The sequence below is a fragment of the Microbacterium sp. ZW CA_36 genome (assembly GCF_044987475.1).
Classification (GTDB): domain Bacteria; phylum Actinomycetota; class Actinomycetes; order Actinomycetales; family Microbacteriaceae; genus Microbacterium.
This window is the reverse complement of record NZ_JBJDRL010000075.1, coordinates 1-19,426: the sequence shown is the minus strand read 5'-3', so window position 1 is coordinate 19,426 and position 19,426 is coordinate 1. Positions and strand designations below refer to the sequence as shown.

Sequence of the window (19,426 nt, the reverse complement as noted above, 5' to 3'; positions counted from 1 at the left end):
GGGGGCCCTGGCCGGGCCAGGGCTGAGGCGGCGCACCCAGCCGCGCGCCGCGACACCGCGCAGGCGGCGGTCCCGGCCGCGCGCCCCGTCACCGCTACTCTGAGGGCAGCCGAGAGGAGACACCGTGGTCGAACCTATTGTCGTCGGAGTCACAGACGCCCCCGCCGCGCTCCGGGCGGTGGAATGGGCGACAAAGCGCGCGTCGGCCCACCGCCTTCCCCTCAAGCTCATCGAGGTCGTGGGCGGCGCGGTCGGCGCGATCGGCGAGGACGAGGTCCTCGAGCGCGCGGTCGCGGCAGCACGCGAACGCGTCGAGGCCACGGCATCCGCTCTCCCTCGCCTCGGCCTGAAGGTGTACATGCGCGTCGATCGCGGCAATCCGGTCGCGGTGCTGACGGATGCCTCGGCCCACGCGTCGCTGCTGGTGATCGGGAGCGATCACCAGGACGGATCCGGGGGACGCCGCGGCGCGCACGGGCAGCGGATCGCCGCCGGAGCGCAGTGCCCTGTCGTGGTCGTGCCCGACGTGGACGTGTCGAAGCGCACCGGGGTGGTGGTGGGCGTCGACGGCTCACCGGCGTCGGAGAAGGCGATCGCGTTCGCGGCCGCGGAGGCGGATCGCCTCGGTGAGCCGCTGATCGCCGTCGCCGTGTGGACCCCGCTCGAGGCGCCGCGCAACATGGCGGCCGTCTACCCCGCGGAGTATCTCGAGAACATGGAGAAGCTCACCGCCGAGGCCCTCGGCCTGTCGCTCGCCGGGCTCAGCGCGCAGTACCCCGACCTCGAGATCCAGCGTCGTGTCGAGCGGGGGTATCCGTCGCAGATCATCAACGAGCTCGCCTCTTCGGCGCGCCTCGCGGTGGTCGGGTCGCGCGGACGCGGCGCGCTGGCGCGCTTCCTGCTCGGTTCGGTCAGCCAGGACGTGCTCAGCCGGCTTGCGACCGTCACCGCCGTCGTGCGCTGAACCTCGACGCCGCCTCCTCGTGCGGGCGGGTGCGTCGCGTCGTCTCCACGGCGTTCCTGCACCGGACTCGCGGGGCGACGTCGCCGCGCACTCGTCGGGAGCCCCGCTCGGCCTAACCTGGAGCAATGGGGAACCGCTCGACGACCGGAGGCGGCCGCCCGCGCGTCAGCGATGTGGCGGCGGCGGCAGGCGTCTCACCGACGACGGTCTCGCACGCCCTCAGCGGCGCCCGCGCCGTCAACGCCGAGACGAAGGAGCGGATCCTCGCGGTGGCGCGCGAGCTCGGCTACGTTCCCGACCGCGTGGCGAGCGGCCTGCGCCGACGCCGCACCGGGGTCGTCGGCCTGATCGGCGACGACCTCGCCGCGACGCCCTTCGCAGGCCGCATCATCGAGGGCGCACGGCGCGCCGGGCTCGAACGGGACGTGCTGCTCATGGTGGCCGAGAGCGGGGGAGATGCCGAGGCCGAGCGCGATCTCGTCTCGCGATTCCTCGCCCAGCGCGTCGACGGCCTGCTCATCGCCCGGATGTACCACCAGCGCGTGGATCGTCCCGCCGTACCCGACGACGTGCCGGTGGTGCTTGTCGATGCGGCGCCGGAGCCCGGCTGGCAGGTGGATGCCGTCGTGCCCGACGAGGCGCAGATCGCGACGCTCGCGTGCGAGAGGCTCACCCGGGAAGGCCACCGCGAGATCGCCTATGTGGGCACGACCGACGAATCGCGGGCTGCGCGCGGACGCCTGATCGGCGTGCGCTCGGCTCTGGGAGATGCCGGCATCGCCCTCGACGAGGGCAGGCTCGATTTCTGCGCCTCGAACGCTGCCGGGGGTCGTGAGGCGGGCGGACGCCTGCTCGACCAGACCCGTCCGCCGACCGCGATCATCTGCTTCAACGACCAGATCGCGATGGGGGTGATGCAGGCCGCCGCGCGACGCGGGATCCCCGTGCCGGCGGGGCTCTCAGTGGTCGGCATCGACGACTTGCGCCCGGTGGCCGATGCCCTGGACCCCGGGCTCACGACGGTCGCGCTGCCCCACGACGAGATCGGGCGGTGGGGGATGACGCGGCTGCTGGACCGGATAGACGGCACCGCACCGCCCGTCGGCGACGGCGTGCACCAGCTGCGGGGCTGGCTCGTCGAGCGCGGCTCCGTCGCCGCGCCCGCCGTCCGCTGACTCGCGCCCCGCGCGCTAGCCGCGCCCGGTCTGGCCGCGACCGGTCCGCTCGACGGGCCCGACGCGCAGGGGAGTGAGGCTCGCGTCGGTGACGCTCACCGCACCATCCGCCCCCTCGATGCGCAGTCCGCGCTCGCCCGCCGACCCGAAGGTCGCCATCGTCAGCGCGACGGCCCCGTCGCCGGCGAACACCTCGACCGACGCCGCATCCACGACGATGTCGAGCTCCACCCGTCCGTCGACCGGTGCGACGCGCGCCGTGCGAACGTCGCGGTACGCCTCCGGCATCCCTTCGGCGACCGCGTCCGCGTCGCGCGTCACGAACGCGACCCCCGCAGCGAAGTCGTAGCCGACGGTGGCGAACGTGCCGTCGCCGGTGAGCACCTTGACGCGGAGTTCGCCGGTGTCGCCGCCCGCCTCTGACGCAGTGAGCCTCAGCCGATAGGCGCCCGACGCCGGCACGCCGACCTCGACCGCGGTCTCGGCGTCCACCTGCGCGTCCGCGAGCGCCTGCCGTTCTCCGGCCAGCGCGTCCAGCTCCGGCGCGGGCGTCGAGTGCAGCGTGGCGCCAGCACCGTTCGCGCGCAGCGAGATCGTGCGCACGAGGGAGTCCGAGCCGCCGTGCCAGTCCTCACCCGGCAGGTGGCCGGCATAGGCCCAGTTGTTCATCCAGCCGATGCCGTACCGCGACGCCAGACGGTCGCCGGTATCGAGGCGGGGGTCGTCCCACGTGACGGCGGCGTAGTAGTCCGGTCCGTGGTCCAGCCACTGGTGCCCGGTTCCGTCGGCCGTGAAGCGCTCGCCGTCCCACTGACCGACCCAGTACGCGGTGCCGGTCGTCATACCCTCCGCCGCGCCGTTGGCACCGGCCACGAGCACCCAGCGCACGTCGTCGGGATCCCCGTTCACCGACATCGGGAACAGGTCGGGGCACTCGAGCACGCCGAGCCCGGCGGTCGGGAAGTCCGAGGCGTAGGTCCACTCGCGCAGGTTCGCCGAGGTGTAGAAGCCGATCCGGTCGTGCTCGGCCAGCGCCATCACCCAGCGCCCGGAGGCGTCGTCCCAGAACACGCGCGGGTCCCGCCAGTCCGCGACGCCGGGGTTGTCCATCACCGGGTTGCCGTCGTACGACTCGAAGCTGTAGCCGCCGTCGCGCGAGAAGAAGAGCGACTGCCGCTGGACGCCGTCCACCTGCTGGGTGACGAGGGCGATCACCGCACCTGCGCCGAACCCGGCGGTGCCGTGCTCGTCGACCACCGCGGTGCCGGTCCAGATGTCGCCCAGGCCGTTGGCGTACTTCTCGATCGCCACGCCTTCGTCCTGCCAGTGCACGAGGTCGGTCGAGGTCGCGTGGTACCACGCCGTGCCGTTCCCGTCGGGGTAGTCGGCGTTGTACAGGTAGTAGTAGTGCCACACGCCGTCGAGGAGGAACGGCTTCTGCGGATCGTTCATCCAGTTCTCGCCGGGCGTGATGTGGATCCCCGGCCGATGCGGCGACCAGTCCGCCGGCCGCTCGCCCGCGTCGGCGGACGGTGCCGTCGGTGTGGGCCGAACCTCGGGGCTGCCTTCCGACGGCCTCAGCATGGTGACCGCCGTTCCGAGCACGAGAGCGACCACCGCGATGGCCGCCGCCGCCCAGAGCAGGGCGCGCCGCCAGGGGAACGTGGTCTGGGCATCGTGTGCGTCGTGCATCGCGGGTTCCTTCCGGATCGGGCGGGCAGAGAATGTCGGGCAAGCGGGGCGAGACGGAGCGGGACGGATGCCTCGGCACGAGGCCGTGCCGAGGCATCCGTTCTTGCGCAGTTCGGGTCAGCGCAGCGGCTTCTGCTTGCCCGCGGAGTTGACGTTGATGTTCGCCGGGATGTCGGCGTAGCCGCCGAGCCCGCCGTCCCCGTACGAGTAGTCGACCGCCGACGAGGCGCCGTCGATGTCGATCTTGACCGTCGGGGCGAGAGTGCCGCCGCGGCGGAAGTCGCCCTCGGTGCCGATCGTGTCGATGAACGACTGCACCAGTCCACCGGGCATGACGTAGTGCGAGTACGCCTGGAAGTGCCCGATCGGCTGGTTGAAGTCCGGCGCGAACGGCTGCCCGCCGGCGAAGTTCAGGTTCGTCGGGTTGCCGAGCGCGAGGCCCGAGCCGGCGTTCATCGGCTGGTAGTCGCTGCGGATGCCGTCGCCGACGAAGCCGTAGACGCCCTCAGGCCCATCGATGCCGTTCGCGAACGTGCCGCGGTGGCTGATGGTGAAGAGGTAGTACTTGCCGTCCTTCATGTAGATCTGCGGACGCTCGGTCTGATCCGTGACGCAGTTCGCCGACAGGATGGGCGGCAGGAACTCCCACTCGGTGAGGTCCTCGTTCTTCGCCTTCGCGAGACCGACGTTGCCGATCTGATAGGTCGCGCCCGAGGCGTTCACCTGCTCGACAGTCTCCGCGAAGGGATCCCCCTCGCGGTAGCCGAGGTCCTCCTCGTTGCACGTCGCGCTCTCGCGGGGCATGGCGGAGTTGCCTTCGAAGACCATGAAGGTCTCACCGGGGTGAGCCGGGTCCTCGAACGTGAACGGGTCGCGGAAGTTGAAGAACTCGTTCTGCGCACCGGTCTGGTAGTAGGTGCCGTCGGCCTGCAGCAGGTCGGTGACCTCGTCGAATCCGGTCAGCTTCACGCCGTTCTTGTTGGCGTGCACCTTGCCGACGCTCAGCGCGATGCGCGGGTCGTAGGGCTTGCGGTTGCTGCCGTCCTCGTTGCGGTAGAACGCGACATCCGTGAAGAACAGCTTGATCTCGCCGCCTTTCGAGATGCGTGCCGAACCCGACCACTGGGTCTGGTGGCTGTAGGACTGGTCGGGGAAGATCTGGCCGGTCACGCCCTCGTCGAAGACGAGCCCGCCGTACGTCCAGCCGCCGTTCTCCGGACGCTCGTCGGCGGGGACGCCGGCCGGGCGATAGAAGTAGCCGATCTTCGCGAACACGTGCCGCTCGTCGAACACCAGGTTGCGGTCGGCCACGAGCGAGAAGATGATCTCCTGGCCGTTGACGCTGTACTGGTTGGCGTCCTCGTCGGTCAGCGGCCAGGAATCCCAGACCCAGACCTCTTCATTGCTCATGTCGGGGAAGTCCTGCGGAACCGCGGGCATCGTGAGCTCGGCGGGCATCGAGTTCTGCTTCGAGCCCGCAGTCGGGTCGGACAGGCGCTTGAGCTGCCGCGCGTCCGCCCGGGTCCACTTGGCAGTGAAGTCGTCCTCAGGGGCAAAGGCCTCCTGAGTGTGGACGGTCGGTTCGGGTCCGTCCTGGAGGTCGGGCAGCGCTGCTGCGGTGACGGGACCGACGGCGGCAGCGGCCGGCAGGCCGACCAGTGCCGATACCGCGACGGCGGCGGCGGTGACGCCGCCGGTCAGGATGCGCCTGACGCGCTTCGGGGGAGTGTTCATTTCTGGAGCTCCTTCGAGATCGAGCGATGCAAATCGATTTGCATCGCATATTCATAGTGACACGGGATGGCGGATCACGCATGTCGGCCGTTCGGGGGACACGGGCTTCAGAGACATGGCGCTTGACGCGACGCCGCTCGTCGGTTCATAATCGACCCGTTCGATAAATCGATTTATCACAACGGAGTGCACAACATGGCGAGGGCCCGGATCTCAGACGTGGCGGCGGCAGCCGGCGTCTCGGTGACCACGGTCTCGCTCGTCATGAACGACGTGGAGTCGCGCATCTCGGAGGAGACGAGGATTCGCGTCCGCGAAGCCGCGCGCGCGATCGGATACGCGCCGAGCTCGGTCGCCCGCGGGCTGCGCACGCAGCAGACCCGCACGGTCGGCCTCATCTCCGACCAGATCGCGACGACTCCGTTCGCGGGGGACATGCTCGCCGGGGCGCAGGACGCCGCGCGAGCGAACGGCCACCTCGTCTTCCTCATCGACACCGGCGGCGACAGTGCGATCGAAGCCGACGCGATCCGCGCGCTCACCGCCCAGCAGGTCGACGCGCTCATCTACGCGTGCATGTGGCATCAGGTCGTCCCCGCTCCGGCCGGACTGCCCGCCGGGGCGGTCTTCCTCGACTGCCGGCCGGAGAACGGCGGCTTCCGCTCCGTCGTCCCCGACGATCGCGCCGGGGGCGCGGCGGCGGTGCGCGAACTGGTCGCCGCGGGGCATCGGCGCATCGCCTATATCGACACCGACGACACTCCCATCGCGTCCACCCTGCGCCACGAGGGCTATCTCGAAGTGCTCGCCGAGAACGGCATCCCCGTCGATCCGGCGCTCCACGTTCACGGCGAGACGACCGCCCGCGGCGGGCGCGCCGCCTTCGAACAGCTGCTCGAGCTCCCCGAGGAGCAGCGCCCCACCGCGATCTTCTGCTTCAACGACCGCATGGCCGTCGGCGTGTACATCGCCGCGCACCGCCGCGGCCTCGACATCCCGCGGGATCTCTCGATCGTCGGCTACGACGATCAGCAGCTCATCGCCGCGGAACAGGATCCCCCCCTCACCACCATCGCCCTGCCCCATTACGACATGGGCCGCTGGGCGATGGAGGTCGCGCTCGGCGTCCGCGCAGAGGGGGACGAGGACGCCACGCACCTCATGGAGTGTCCAGTCATCCGACGAGACTCCGTAGGCCCGCCGCCGGCGCAAGTCGCCAAACCGAACCGGCGACGGGCTTCACACACCGAGAGGCCGCCACAGGCGGCCACCGATCGGTGACCCACGCGGGCGTGAGTCACCAAGAAAAGGAAACCACAACAATGCGCACAAGGACCCCGATCCTCGTGTCCGCGGGGCTGGTCACGGCGATCGCCTTGACCGGCTGCGGGCAGGCCGGTCAAGGAGACGACACGACCGCGGACGGCCGCACACAGCTGACGATGTGGACCCACTCGGCGGGAAACCCCGCCGAGCTCGAGGTCTACGAGCAGATCATCTCCGACTTCAACGACTCGCAGGACGAGTACGAGGTCGTCCACGAGTCGTTCCCACAGGGCGCCTACAACGACGCGATCGTCGCGGCCGCGGCATCCGGAGATCTTCCCTGCCTTCTTGACCTCGACGGGCCGATCATGCCCAACTGGGCGTGGGCCGGGTACCTGCAGCCGCTCGAGCTGCCGACCGAGCTCACCGACTCGCTGCTGCCCACCGCGGTCGGCGTGTGGGAGGACGAGATCTACTCGGCAGGGTACTGGGATGCCGCGCTCGCCATCTTCGCGCGGGAGTCGGTGCTCGAGGGCAACGGCATCCGCATCCCGACGATGGAGGAGCCGTGGACGGCCGACGAGTTCGGCGCCGCTCTGGCGACGCTGAAGGATGCCGGGTACGAGACCCCGATCGACATCGGCGCCGAGGACACCGGCGAGTGGTGGCCCTACGCGTACTCGCCGTTCCTGCAGAGCTTCGGCGGCGACCTCATCGACCGCTCGACCATGCTCACCGCCGACGGCGCGCTCAACGGACCTGAGGCGGTCGCGTGGGGCGAGTGGTTCGCCGGTCTCTTCGCCGACGGCTACGCCGACAACAGCGGGACCGTGGGCAACCAGGAGTTCGTCGACGACGAGGTGGCGCTCAGCTACACCGGCGTCTGGAACGCCGTCGCCGCGCTCGACGCGGTCGGCGACGACCTGCTCATCCTGCCCCCGCCGGACCTCGGCAACGGCCCGAAGATCGGCGGCGGCTCGTGGCAGTGGGGCATCTCGTCGGAGTGCAACGACGCCGACGGCGCTCGCCAGTACCTCGAGTTCAGCTTCCAGGACGAGTACATCACCGAGTTCGCCGACAAGCAGGTCGTGATCCCCGCCACCGAGGCGGCCGCGCAGGCGTCGGAGTACTTCGGCGACGACGGCGCCCTGCGCCCGTTCGTCGAGTTCTCGCAGGAGTACGCGGTGCTGCGTCCCGAGACGCCCGCCTATGCGGTGATCTCGGCCACGTTCGAGACCGCCGCGAAGGACATCATGAGCGGCGCCGACGTGCAGGAGACGCTCGATCGCGCCGTGTCGGACATCGACGCGAACATCGCGTCGAACGACGGGTACGGCTTCCAGTGATCCGCCGCGCCGGCGGGGGCCTCATGCCCCCGTCGGCGCATCCTCAGAGAGACCTGCCATGACTGTCACTCCACCGACGGTCGCCGCCGAAGAACCTCGGCGCGAACTCCGTCGCTTCCGCTCCATCAAGGGGCGCGAGACCTGGGCCGGACTCGGGATGATCGCCCCCGCCGGCATCCTCCTGGTCCTGTTCCTCATCATCCCCGTGATCCTCGCCTTCACGCTGTCGTTCACGAACGCGCGGCTCATCTCGCCCAACCCCCCGCGCTTCGTGGGGATGGACAACTTCGTCCGCGCGTTCACCGCCGACCCGCTCTTCGTCCAGTCCGTCGGCAACACGGCCGTCTTCGCGCTGGTGGTCGTGCCCGTGCAGGCCGCCCTCGGGCTGCTGCTGGCGGTGCTCGTCAACCGGCGCATGCGCGGGGTCACCGCCTTCCGCGTGATCTTCTTCATCCCGGTCGTCACCTCGATCGTCGTGGTGTCGATCCTGTGGAAGTTCATGTACCAGCAGGACGGCCTCATCAACTCGATGATCGACGCCCTCACCTTCGGCCTCTGGTCGGGCGCCGACTGGCTGAACGATCCGCAGACCGCGCTCGGCGCGATCATCTTCATGTCGATCTGGCAGGCCGTCGGATTCCACATGATCATCTGGCTCTCGGGTCTGCAGACGATTCCCGAAGAGCTCTACGAGGCCGCCAGGATGGACGGCGCGAGCCCGTGGCGCCAGTTCACGAACGTCACCTGGCCGGGCCTTCGCCCGACGATGGTGTTCGTGCTCGTCACGATCACGATCGCAGCCCTCGGCCTCTTCGTGCAGGTCGACGTGATGACCCAGGGCGGCCCGCAGGGCTCGACCTCCACGATCGTCTTCCACGCCGTGCGGAAGGGCTACGAGCAGCAGGAGATCGGCTACGCCGCCGCGATCTCGCTCATCTTCTTCGTCGCCGTGCTGATCATCGCGCTCATCCAGCGCCGGCTGACGCGAGAGAAGGACTGACCCATGTCCGAGACCCGAACCCTCACCACGGCGCGTGACGTGCGTCGCCCGTCGCCGCCCGCGCGTGCCGCCCGCAGCGAGAAGTCGCATCGGCTGCGCGGGAAGATCCTCGTGTACATCGCGATGTCGCTGTTCGGCATGCTGTTCCTGTTCCCGCTCGTGTTCATGTTCGTCTCGAGCCTCAAGCCCGACGCGCAGATCCTGCAGGACGTCGATTCGGTGAACGCGTTCCTGCCCACCGGAGACATCAGCCTCGACAACTATTTCGGGGTCTTCGATCGCGTCCCGGTCGCGCAGTTCCTGTTCAACTCCGTGTTCGTCACCGTCCTCACCGTCGGACTCGGTCTCATCGTCAACTCGATGGCAGGCTTCGCGCTGTCGCGGCTGCAGTGGAAGGGGCGCATCGTCGTCCTGGCCGTCGTGATCGCCACGCTCATCGTGCCCTTCGAGACGATCGCGGTGCCGATGGTCTACTGGGTGGCGCAGCTGCCGACGCTCGTGATCGAGGGCGGGGTGCTCAAGTACGACTTCGGCTGGCTCAACACCTACGAGGTGCAGATCGTGCCGTTCATCGCGAACGCGTTCTCGATCTTCCTGTTCACGCAGTACTTCTCGACGATCCCGAAGTCGCTCGACGAGGCGGCGCGGATCGACGGGGCCAGCTGGTTCACCATCTACCGCCGCATCCTCGTGCCGCTGTCGGGCCCGGCGTTCGCGACGGTCGCGATCCTCACCTTCCTGCCCGCCTGGAACCAGTACCTGTGGCCGCTCATGGTGGTGCAGAAGGAGGAGCTGCGCCCGGTGATGGTCGGCATGCAGTACTTCTTCCAGCTGAACACCGCGTGGGGCGAAGTGATGGCGTACACATCGCTCATCACGCTGCCGGTGCTGATCGTGTTCCTGATCTTCCAGCGAGCATTCGTGAGCAGCATCGCAGCCAGCGGGGTGAAGGGATGAGCACGGATGCCGCGCCGCACGTCGTCGTGGTCGGCGAGTCCCTGGTCGACATCGTGCACCGCGTCGGCGGGCCGGTCGACGAGGCGCCGGGCGGCAGCCCTGCGAACGTCGCGCTGACGCTCGGACGCCTCGGCCGCGCTCCGATCCTCGTCACGCGACTCGCCGACGACGACCGGGGACGACGCGTGCGCCGCTGGCTCGAGCAGTCCGGGGTGGCCGTCGACGCCGTCGCCGCCCCGCGGACGTCGACCGCCACCGCAGTGCTGGACGCGAGCGGGGCCGCGACGTACACGTTCGATCTGGAGTGGGATCTCGGCGACGAGGTCGCACGACTCGCAGAGGATGTGTTCGGCTCGGCCGACCTCGTGCACGTCGGGTCGGTCGGCGCCGTCCTCGAGCCCGGCGCCGGCCAGGTCGCCGCACTCGTGCGCGCGGTGCACGGGGGAGCGATCATCACGTACGACCCCAATATCCGCCCGTCGCTCGTCCGCGACCCGCAGGCGGTCCGCGCCCGCGTGGACGAGCTCATCGGCATCGCCGATGTCGTGAAGACCAGTGACGAGGACGTGCAGTGGCTGCACCCCGGTCGGGATGCGATCGAGGTGGCGCGTGAGTGGGTGATCGGCGGTCCTGCCCTGGTCGTGGTCACGCGCGGCGCCGAGGGAGCGATCGCGGTGACCGCGGACGCCGAGGTCGTGGTTCCCGCCGTGACGACCGACGTCGTCGACACGGTGGGCGCCGGCGACACCTTCATGGGCGCCCTGATCGACGGCCTTCTCGCTCGAGAGGCGGGCCTCGGGCTGCAGACGCCGGGCGGCGGCATCCGTCCCGACGAACTCGAGGCGCTGCTGCGCCGCTCTGCCGAGGCCGCCGCGATCACCGTGTCGCGACCGGGCGCCGACCCGCCGCGGCGGGAGGAGCTGCTCGCGCGGATCGCGTGACGCGGACCGTTGCTCCTTGTCCGCGCGACCACCCCTATCCGGCTGTCCAGCCGACCACTTCACCCGGCGCGCTGTGTCGCGCCTTACTCGAAAGGCTTCTGTTTTGTTCGACCTCCCCGGCTCCTGGGTATGGGACTTCTGGTTCGCCGACGACGGCGACCGCTATCACCTGTTCTTCCTCTACGCCTCGCGCGCGCTCCATGATCCGGATGCCCGCCACCACCGCGCGGCGATCGGCCACGCGGTCTCGACCGACCTCGTCGAGTGGACGCAGGTCGCGGACGCGCTCGTGCACAGCGATGCTCCGGCCTTCGACGAGCTCGCCACCTGGACGGGCTCGGTGGTGCGGCATCCGGACGGAACGTGGTTCCTCTTCTACACGGGTGCCTCGCTCGCCGCCGACGGCCGGAATGTGCAGCGGATCGGCTACGCAACGTCGTCCGACCTGCTCGTCTGGACCAAGGCGGACGGGCCGGTGCTCGAAGCACGCGAGCCCTGGTACGAGAAGCTCGCGAGCGGTGCCTGGCACGATGAGGCCTTCCGCGACCCCTGGGTGTTCGCCGACCCGGACGGCGAGGGGTGGCACATGCTGCTCACCGCGCGCGCGCCCGAGGGGCCTGTCGCCGGCCGGGGCGTGGTGGGTCATGCCTGGTCGCCCGACCTGCGCACGTGGGAGCTGCGCGCTCCGCTGACCGTGCCGAGCGAGCACGGGTTCGGGCAGCTGGAGGTGCTGCAGGCCGAGGTCGTCGACGGGCAGCCGGTGCTGATCTTCTCGTGCCTCGCCGAGCACGCCACCGACGCGCGGCGCGACGCCGGCGGAGGCACATGGGCGGTGCCGGCGAAGAGCCTGCTCGGCCCGTTCGACGTGGACGCCGCGTACCCCTTGACGGACGAGCGGCTCTACGTCGGGCGTCTGCTGCGACGCCGCTCGGACGGCCAGTGGCTCCTCTTCGCCTTCCGGAACGCCGGCGAGGATGGGGCGTTCGTCGGGGGCGTCACCGATCCCATGCCCGTGGAGTGGCGCGGAGGGCGGCTCGTGCAGCGCGCCACCGAGGCGGTGGCGAGCGCCTGACACCGATCTGGACCGGCACCCCGCGGGCGGGTGCCGGTCCAGCCCGCGGTCGCGGGGTGCGACGCCCGCACGGAGAAGGGATGACGATGGTGTCAGACGCAGGACGAGGGCGGGTGCGGCTGGCCGCCGGCGCACTCGCCGTGATCGGTATCGGCGTGGCAGGCGGACTGGTGGGCGGATCGCAGGCGGACGCGGCCCGGGCCGCCGACCCGGATGACGAGTACCGCGCGCAGTACCACTTCACGGTGCCGGACCACTGGAAGAACGACCCGCAGCGGCCGGTCTACGTCGACGGCAGATTCCACTACTACTACCTGTACAACGGCGACTACAACGCCGATCCGACGGCGAACTTCGGCACGGAGTGGCGGCTGGCGACCTCCTACGACGGCGTCGTCTTCGCCGATCAGGGCGTCGCCGCGCCCAAGAAGACCAATGCCAACTACGACCTGTGGTCGGGGTCTGCGGTTGTCGATCACGCGAACACCGCCGGGTTCGGCGCGGGCGCGGTCGTGATGCTCGTCACGCAGATGGATCATCCGACCCTCGCCCAGCAGGCGAACGCGTCCGGCCCGCAGGCGCAGTTCCTCTGGTACTCGACGGACGGCGGCCGGAACTTCCAGCCGTACGGCGAGGCGCCCGTCATCCCCAACGAAGGCCGGGCGGACTTCCGCGATCCGAAGGTCGTCTGGGATGCCGAGCGCGGCCGCTGGGTGGCGCTGATCGCGGAGCGTGATCGCGTGAGCTTCTACACCTCGCCGGATCTGAAGACCTGGTCGCGGGTGTGGGAGTACGTGAACCCGGGCATCGGCACCATCGAATGCCCGGACCTCTTCCAGATCCGGGCCGACGACGGCTCCCTCACGTGGGTGTTCGGCGTCAGCGCGAACGGCTATGCGACGAACGAGCCGGCGACCTTCGCGTACTGGACGGGGTCGTTCGACGGCACGTCGTTCGCCTTCGACCAGACAGCTCCGCAATGGCTCGATCACGGGTTCGACTGGTACGGGGCGGTGACCTGGGAGGACCCGGCGGCGCCGCTGGACCGCCGGTACGCCGTCGGCTGGATGAACAACTGGGACTACGCGCACTCGACGCCGACGTGGGCATCCGACGGGTTCAACGGCACCGACTCCATCACGCGGGAGATCCGGCTCAAGCGCTACGGGTCGACCTTCAGCCTGGTCTCCCAGCCGGGCGCCGCATTGGCGAACATCGCCACGACGCGCGCCGACCTCGGCGACGTCACCGTCGACGGGTTCCTGCCCCTCGCGTACGAGGGGGACGCCTACCAGGTGGAGGCGGATGTGACGTGGCAGGCCGCATCCAACATCGGGCTGCAGCTGCGACGATCCGCCGACGGGACCCGGCACGCCGACGTCGGTGTGACGGAGACCTACGCGTACCTCAACCGCGGCCAGACCGGCTACCCGGCGGGCACATGGAAGTCCGAGAGCCGCACGCCCTTCTCGAACGACGACGGCCGCGTGCACCTGCGGATACTCGTGGACCGGACCACCATCGAGGTCTTCGTCGACGACGGCCGCTACGTGCACTCGAGTCAGGTGTTCGCGCCCCCGGGCGACGACGGCATCGCACTGTACTCGGCGGGCGGGCCGGCCACGTTCCACGACCTGACGATCACGGAGTTCGGCAGCGTCGCACAGCGGCCGGCGCAGCTCATCGGCGACTTCGAAGGGGCCACGTGGGGAGCGGGGTGGACGGCGACCGGCAGCTTCGCGGCGGCCACTCCCTCAGCCTCGAGCCTGGTCGGACAGGTCGGTGCGCAGGTCGCCGACACCTTCGCGGGCGGAGGAGATCCGGCGATCGGCGCGATCACCTCGCCGCCCTTCACCGTCGACCGGAACTTCCTCCACTTCCTGGTCGGCGGTGGCGATCATCCGCTGGGCGTGGAGCCCGCGACGTCGGTGCAGCTGCTCGTCGACGGTCAGCCCGTTCGCACCGCGACCGGCGAGGACTCGCCGCGCCTGCGCCCGGTGGAGTGGGATGTGAGGGAATTCGCCGGACGGACGGCGCAGATCCAGATCCTCGACGATGCCACGGGCGAGTGGGGACACCTGATGGTGGATCAGTTCCTCCTCAGCGATTGACACGCCGACTTGAGACATGAGACTCAGAGTCTCTAGAGTGGCCATCGTGCTCGACCCTGGGGGGAACGAGCACGGCGATCCGTCGACGGCCCCATGCTGTCGTGCGGAGGACCAGGTCGGTGCCGGGTTGTGGGGACCCGGCACCGCGGTCCTCCTCGCACGCCGCGGGGGCCCACAACCCGCCGCGTGCCAGCGATAATCGAAGGGTGCAGGATCCCGGACCCCGATCACGCCGACCCGCGGGTGAGACGCGGGCGCTCATGCTCGACGCCGCCGTCGAGCGCGTCAAGGCGGAGGGCCTGCTGCTCGACTACGCGAACATCGAGCTCGAGGACCTGATCCGCGCCGCCGGCGTGCCGCGGTCCACGGTCTTCCGCATCTGGCCCGACCGCGCCGCTTTCGTCGCAGACCTCGTCCGTGCCCTCTTCGAGGCGGATCCCGGATTCGACACCGGCTTCGACGGCGAGACGCTGCAGCTCATCGAGCGCGCCCTGGCCGAGAGCTCCGATGCTGCGAACACCCCGGCGGGGCGGCAGGCCGCGCTGCGCGAGGTGCTGCGCGTCGCTGTCGCGCACAACATGGCGTCCGTGGAGGACACCGTCGCCTGGAGCGTGTACCGCACGATCTCGGCGGCGCTCTCGAGCGGCGACGCGGTGCCGGGCGGGGAAGGCATCCGCGTGCAGATCGCGGAGATCGTCGAGCGGTACCTGGATCGCATGGCCGAGGTCTACCGCGGGCTCAACGCCGCGTTCGGGCTGCGCATGCGGGCGGGCGTCACCGAGCACGATCTCGCCGTCGCCGTGATGGCGATGATCGACGGGATGGGCGACCACCGCCGCATCAACCCTGCGATGATCGAAACTCCGCGCACGGTCGCGCTCGGCGAGGAGGACGCGCGCGACTGGCATCTCGCCGGCATCGCGGTCGCGGGGATCTACTCGGCATTCACCGAGGCCGTCGACGCGTGATCGCGGGCTGACCGGCCGCTGCCGGCTGGGCGTGGCCGCCGGTTCAGGCGACCGGCCGGCGTCACGCCGACGGCGCGCTCCAGCTGAGCGACTCGATGTAGCGCAGCAGCACGCCCTCGCGCAGCGCCCACGGCGAGACCTCGAGCTCGTCGACGTCGAGGGCGCGCATCGCTTCGTGCAGCACGACCGCACCGGCGACGATCTGGAACGTCCGGTCGGGAGTGATCCCCGGCAGCTCCTGGCGGGCCGACGCGGGGATGCGCGCGAGCCGCGGAATCCACGAGCCGAGCGCGGCGCGGGGAAGCAGCATCCGTTCGATCCCCGACCATCCGGGGGCGGGATACCCGACGAGCTTCGCGAGCGAGCGGATCGCCTTCGACGAACCCACCACGTGATCCGGACCGGCCAGTCTGCCGAACGACGCGGCGACCGGGGCGAGCGTCGCGCGTGCGTGCGTGCGGAGCTGCTCGACCGCCGCCTCGCCCGGCGGGTCGTCGGGAAGGAACTGGATCGTCATGCGCCCGGCGCCGAGGGGGACGGATGCCGCAGCCTCGGGCAGCTCGTCGGGCCCCGCGGCGATCTCGAGCGAGCCGCCGCCGATGTCGAAGAGGAGGATCTGCCCCGCGGCCCAGCCGAACCAGCGGCGGACGGCCAGGAACGTGTACCGCGCCTCGGTCTCGCCGCCCAGCACCTGGAGCGGCTGGCCCAGCGCCTCCTCGATGAGCGCGATGACCTCGGGGCCGTTCTTCGCCTCGCGGACGGCCGAGGTCGCCGTCGCGAGCAGTTCGTCGACGCGTTCGGCCGCGGCGACCTTTCGCGCCTCGCTCACCGCGGCGACGAGCGCCGTGACGCCCTCGTTCGTGATCGAGCCGTCCGGGGCCAGGTAGCGCATGAGGCGCAGCACCGTCCGCTGGCTCGTCGTCGCGAGCGGCCTGCCCCCGGGTCGGACGTCGGCGACGAGCAGGTGGACGGTGTTCGAGCCGATGTCGAGGACTCCGAGGCGCACGCGTCTCAGGCTAGCGGTCGGGAGCGGTTACGATGGGCGCGATGTCCGCCGACGAAGCCACCGCCTACGACCTGGGCGCGGTCACCCCCATCCTCTCGCTGTATCGCGAGATCGATCGAGCGGACTGGGCGCGGCTCGCGGCCGGTCTGACGCAGCCGCTGAGCGAGACCGAGATCGTGCAGATCCGCGGCCTCGGCGATCGCCTCGACATGGCCGAGGTCGCCGAGGTCTACGTGCCGCTGTCGCGGCTGCTGTCGCTGTATGCCGAATCCACCAAGCGGCTCGGCGCCGAAGAGTCCGCGTTCCTCGGCGAGGCCGACACGACGACGCCGTTCATCGTCGGGGTAGCCGGGTCGGTAGCCGTCGGCAAGTCCACGATCGCGCGTCTGCTGCGGGAGCTCACGAGCCGCTGGCCGGGCACGCCCCGCGTGGAGCTCGTGACGACCGACGGCTTCCTCTACCCGAACGCCGAACTCGAGCGACGCGGCCTCATGGACCGCAAGGGCTTCCCCGAGTCATACGACCGCCGGGCGCTGGTGTCCTTCCTCACCGAGGTGAAGAGCGGCGCCCCCGAGGTGCGCGCGCCTTTCTATTCGCACATGCGGTACGACATCGTCCCCGACGCCGTCGTCACCGTGCGTCGCCCCGACATCGTCATCGTCGAGGGCCTCAACGTGCTCCAGCCGCCGCCCACGCCCAACGACGTGGCGGTGAGCGACCTGTTCGACTTCTCGATCTTCGTGGACGCGGATGCCGGGCACATCGCCCAGTGGTACGTCGACCGCTTCCTCGCCCTGCGCCGCGCCGCCTTCAGCAACCCGAACTCGTTCTTCAACGTCTTCGCGCACCTCTCCGATGAGGAGGCCGTGGAGCGGGCGCTCGGCTACTGGAACACGATCAACCTGCCGAACCTGCAGGAGAACGTGCTGCCGACGCGCCACCGCGCCGACCTCGTGCTGCAGAAGGGCGCGGACCACACCGTCGAGACGGTGCTCCTCCGCAAGCTTTGACGCGCGTCGTCTCGCTGGTTCCTCGCTCGCTCAGCGACCGGGACCCTTGCCCCGGTCGTTGAGCGAGGGCGCTCTGGCGCCCGAGACGAAACGCGCACACCCGCACGTGCGTCGGTTGCGGCATCCGTGTTCCAGAAATGAACTGGGCGTCCGGGTTCGTAAGGGCTCCTTGCGAAAACCCCCGCCTACCATTGTCGGCATGTGTGGAATCGTCGGATACGTGGGCCCGCGGCAGAGCCAGGCCGTCCTGATCTCAGGCCTCTCGCGGCTCGAGTACCGCGGCTACGACTCGGCGGGCATCGCCGTGATCGACGCGAACGGCGACCTGGGCATGCGCAAGCGCGCGGGCAAGCTCAAGGTGCTCCGCGACGACCTCGCCGCGCACCCGCTCGCCGACGGCACCACCGGCATCGGCCACACCCGCTGGGCGACGCACGGCGGCCCCACCGACGGCAACGCCCACCCGCACCTGGCCGACGACGACAAGCTCGCCGTCATCCACAACGGGATCATCGAGAACTTCTCCGAGCTCAAGGACGAGCTCCTCGCGGACGGCTTCACCTTCCGCAGCGAGACCGACACCGAGGTCGCGGCCGTCCTGCTCGGCCGCGAGTACGACCGGTCGGGCGATCTCGTCGAGGCCTTCCGCGCGGTCGTCGCGCGGCTGGAGGGCGCGTTCACCCTGCTCGCGATGCACCAGGAGCAGCCGGGCCTCGTCGTCGGTGCACGCCGCAACTCGCCCCTCGTGATCGGGCTGGGGGAGGGTGAGAACTTCCTCGGCTCGGACGTCGCCGCGTTCGTCGAGCACACGCGCAACGCCCTCGCGATCGGCCAGGACCAGATCGTCGCGATCACACCCCAGGCCGTCACGGTCACCGACTTCTCGGGCAACGCCGTCGAGGTGGAGCCCTTCGAGGTGACGTGGGATGCCGCTGCCGCCGAGAAGGGCGGCTGGTCGTCGTTCATGGCCAAGGAGGTCTCGGAAGAGCCGGACGCCGTGGCGAACACGCTGCGCGGCCGCATCCGCGACGGCGAGGTCGTCATCCCCGAGCTCGACGGCCTCGACGAGCTGTTCCGCGGCATCTCGCGCATCATCGTGATCGCGTGCGGCACCGCCGCCTACGCCGGCCAGGTCGGCAAGTACGCGATCGAGCAGTGGACGCGCATCCCGGTCGACGTCGAGCTCGCCCATGAGTTCCGCTACCGCGATCCGGTGATCGGACCCGACACCCTCGTCGTCTCGATCAGCCAGTCGGGCGAGACGATGGACACGCTCATGGCGGTCAAGTACGCGCGCGAGCGCGGCGCGAAGACCCTCTCGATCTGCAACACGCAGGGCGCGACCATCCCTCGCGAGTCCGATGCCATCGTCTACACGCACGCCGGTCCCGAGGTCGCCGTCGCCTCGACCAAGGCGTTCGTCGCGCAGATCACCGCGCTGTACCTCATGGGCCTGCACATCGGGCGTGTCCGCGGTGCGATCGCGCCGGCGGACGCGGCCGACCACGTTCGCGAGCTCGAGGCGATCCCGGGCAAGATCACGCAGATCCTCGAGCGCGAGCAGCCCCGCATCGAGCAGTTCGCCCACTGGATGGCCGACACCCGCTCGGTGCTGTTCCTCGGCCGCCACGTCGGCTACCCCATCGCACTCGAAGGCGCGCTCAAGCTCAAGGAGCTCGCCTACATCCACGCCGAGGGATTCGCCGCCGGCGAGCTCAAGCACGGACCCATCGCCCTCATCGAGCCCGGCCAGCCGGTGTTCGTCATCGTGCCGTCGCCGCGCAAGTCGGCCGAGATGCACAAGAAGGTCATCTCGAGCATCGAGGAGATCCGCGCGCGCGGCGCCCGGGTCATCGCGATCGCGGAGGAGGGCGACGCCGCGGTGCTGCCCAAGGCCGATGAGGTGCTGCGCATCCCGCTCGCCGGACCCTTCTTCGAGCCGCTCCTGGCCGTCGTGCCGCTGCACATCTTCGCGATGGGCCTCGCCACGGCCAAGGGACTCGACGTCGACCAGCCCCGCAACCTCGCCAAGTCGGTCACGGTCGAGTAGCCGGCATCCGCGCGCTCGTGTCCCGCCGAGGCGCCCCCGGCGGGATGCCGCTGGTGAGGCCGAGGCGCCGCCGGCGGGATGCCCCCGGTGCGGCCGAGGCGCCCTCGGCGAGGCCGAGGCGCCCCCGGCGGGGG

At 70.3% G+C, this 19,426-nt stretch carries 15 protein-coding genes; 12 read left to right on the top strand and 3 right to left on the bottom strand.

The window, feature by feature from the left end:
• The first annotated feature begins 124 nt into the window (after nucleotides 1-124).
• A complete protein-coding gene (locus ACI3KX_RS19655; protein ID WP_404910789.1) occupies nucleotides 125-964 on the top strand; it encodes a universal stress protein in 840 nt (279 codons plus the stop codon).
• Between the two features lie 125 nt (nucleotides 965-1,089).
• Nucleotides 1,090-2,139 carry a LacI family DNA-binding transcriptional regulator gene (locus ACI3KX_RS19650; protein WP_363357004.1) on the top strand — a complete coding sequence of 350 codons (1,050 nt, stop codon included), beginning with the start codon at nucleotides 1,090-1,092 and terminating at the stop codon, nucleotides 2,137-2,139.
• A gap of 15 nt (nucleotides 2,140-2,154) precedes the next feature.
• On the opposite strand, the gene ACI3KX_RS19645 is transcribed toward ACI3KX_RS19650, so the two are convergent.
• Together ACI3KX_RS19645 and ACI3KX_RS19640 are read right to left on the bottom strand one after the other, a co-directional pair.
• On the bottom strand, nucleotides 2,155-3,831 hold the full coding sequence (locus ACI3KX_RS19645; RefSeq protein ID WP_404910788.1) for a glycoside hydrolase family 32 protein: 1,677 nt from the start codon (nucleotides 3,829-3,831) through the stop codon (nucleotides 2,155-2,157).
• A gap of 117 nt (nucleotides 3,832-3,948) precedes the next feature.
• Entirely contained in the window at nucleotides 3,949-5,565 is a 1,617-nt protein-coding gene (locus tag ACI3KX_RS19640; RefSeq protein WP_404910787.1) for a glycoside hydrolase family 68 protein, read from the bottom strand.
• Between the two features lie 195 nt (nucleotides 5,566-5,760).
• Between ACI3KX_RS19640 and ACI3KX_RS19635 the strand changes: the two genes are divergently transcribed.
• The 8 genes from ACI3KX_RS19635 (at nucleotide 5,761) to ACI3KX_RS19600 (ending at nucleotide 15,226) form a co-directional block, all read left to right on the top strand.
• On the top strand, nucleotides 5,761-6,846 hold the full coding sequence (locus ACI3KX_RS19635) for a LacI family DNA-binding transcriptional regulator (RefSeq protein ID WP_349426444.1): 1,086 nt from the start codon (nucleotides 5,761-5,763) through the stop codon (nucleotides 6,844-6,846).
• 41 nt (nucleotides 6,847-6,887) lie between these two features.
• Entirely contained in the window at nucleotides 6,888-8,177 is a 1,290-nt protein-coding gene (locus ACI3KX_RS19630; RefSeq protein ID WP_404910786.1) for an extracellular solute-binding protein, read from the top strand.
• 58 nt (nucleotides 8,178-8,235) lie between these two features.
• A complete protein-coding gene (locus ACI3KX_RS19625; RefSeq protein ID WP_363357008.1) occupies nucleotides 8,236-9,177 on the top strand; it encodes a sugar ABC transporter permease in 942 nt (313 codons plus the stop codon).
• Nucleotides 9,178-9,180: 3 nt separating this feature from the next.
• Nucleotides 9,181-10,134 carry a carbohydrate ABC transporter permease gene (locus ACI3KX_RS19620; RefSeq protein ID WP_404910785.1) on the top strand — a complete coding sequence of 318 codons (954 nt, stop codon included), beginning with the start codon at nucleotides 9,181-9,183 and terminating at the stop codon, nucleotides 10,132-10,134.
• Nucleotides 10,131-11,075, top strand: coding sequence for a carbohydrate kinase (locus ACI3KX_RS19615; RefSeq protein WP_404910784.1), 945 nt, complete (start codon nucleotides 10,131-10,133; stop codon nucleotides 11,073-11,075). The genes ACI3KX_RS19620 and ACI3KX_RS19615 overlap by 4 nt, the downstream gene beginning before the upstream one ends.
• Before the next feature lie 103 nt (nucleotides 11,076-11,178).
• Nucleotides 11,179-12,147, top strand: a complete 969-nt coding sequence (locus ACI3KX_RS19610; RefSeq protein WP_404910783.1) for a glycosyl hydrolase family 32 — start codon at nucleotides 11,179-11,181, stop codon at nucleotides 12,145-12,147.
• Between the two features lie 80 nt (nucleotides 12,148-12,227).
• The gene (locus tag ACI3KX_RS19605) at nucleotides 12,228-14,258 is read left to right on the top strand and encodes a glycoside hydrolase family 32 protein (protein WP_404910782.1); all 2,031 of its coding nucleotides are present in this window, start codon (nucleotides 12,228-12,230) and stop codon (nucleotides 14,256-14,258) included.
• Between the two features lie 206 nt (nucleotides 14,259-14,464).
• Nucleotides 14,465-15,226 carry a hypothetical protein gene (locus ACI3KX_RS19600; protein ID WP_404910781.1) on the top strand — a complete coding sequence of 254 codons (762 nt, stop codon included), beginning with the start codon at nucleotides 14,465-14,467 and terminating at the stop codon, nucleotides 15,224-15,226.
• A 61-nt stretch (nucleotides 15,227-15,287) separates the two neighbouring features.
• Here ACI3KX_RS19600 and ACI3KX_RS19595 read toward each other — a convergent pair whose 3' ends face one another.
• The gene (locus ACI3KX_RS19595) at nucleotides 15,288-16,232 is read right to left on the bottom strand and encodes a Ppx/GppA phosphatase family protein (RefSeq protein WP_404910780.1); all 945 of its coding nucleotides are present in this window, start codon (nucleotides 16,230-16,232) and stop codon (nucleotides 15,288-15,290) included.
• A 41-nt stretch (nucleotides 16,233-16,273) separates the two neighbouring features.
• Between ACI3KX_RS19595 and coaA the strand changes: the two genes are divergently transcribed.
• Nucleotides 16,274-17,242: a type I pantothenate kinase gene (coaA, locus tag ACI3KX_RS19590; RefSeq protein ID WP_404910779.1), complete on the top strand. Its 969-nt coding sequence runs from the start codon at nucleotides 16,274-16,276 to the stop codon at nucleotides 17,240-17,242.
• Between the two features lie 199 nt (nucleotides 17,243-17,441).
• Nucleotides 17,442-19,292, top strand: a complete 1,851-nt coding sequence (gene glmS, locus ACI3KX_RS19585) for a glutamine--fructose-6-phosphate transaminase (isomerizing) (RefSeq protein WP_404910778.1) — start codon at nucleotides 17,442-17,444, stop codon at nucleotides 19,290-19,292.
• The last annotated feature ends 134 nt before the right edge of the window (nucleotides 19,293-19,426 follow it).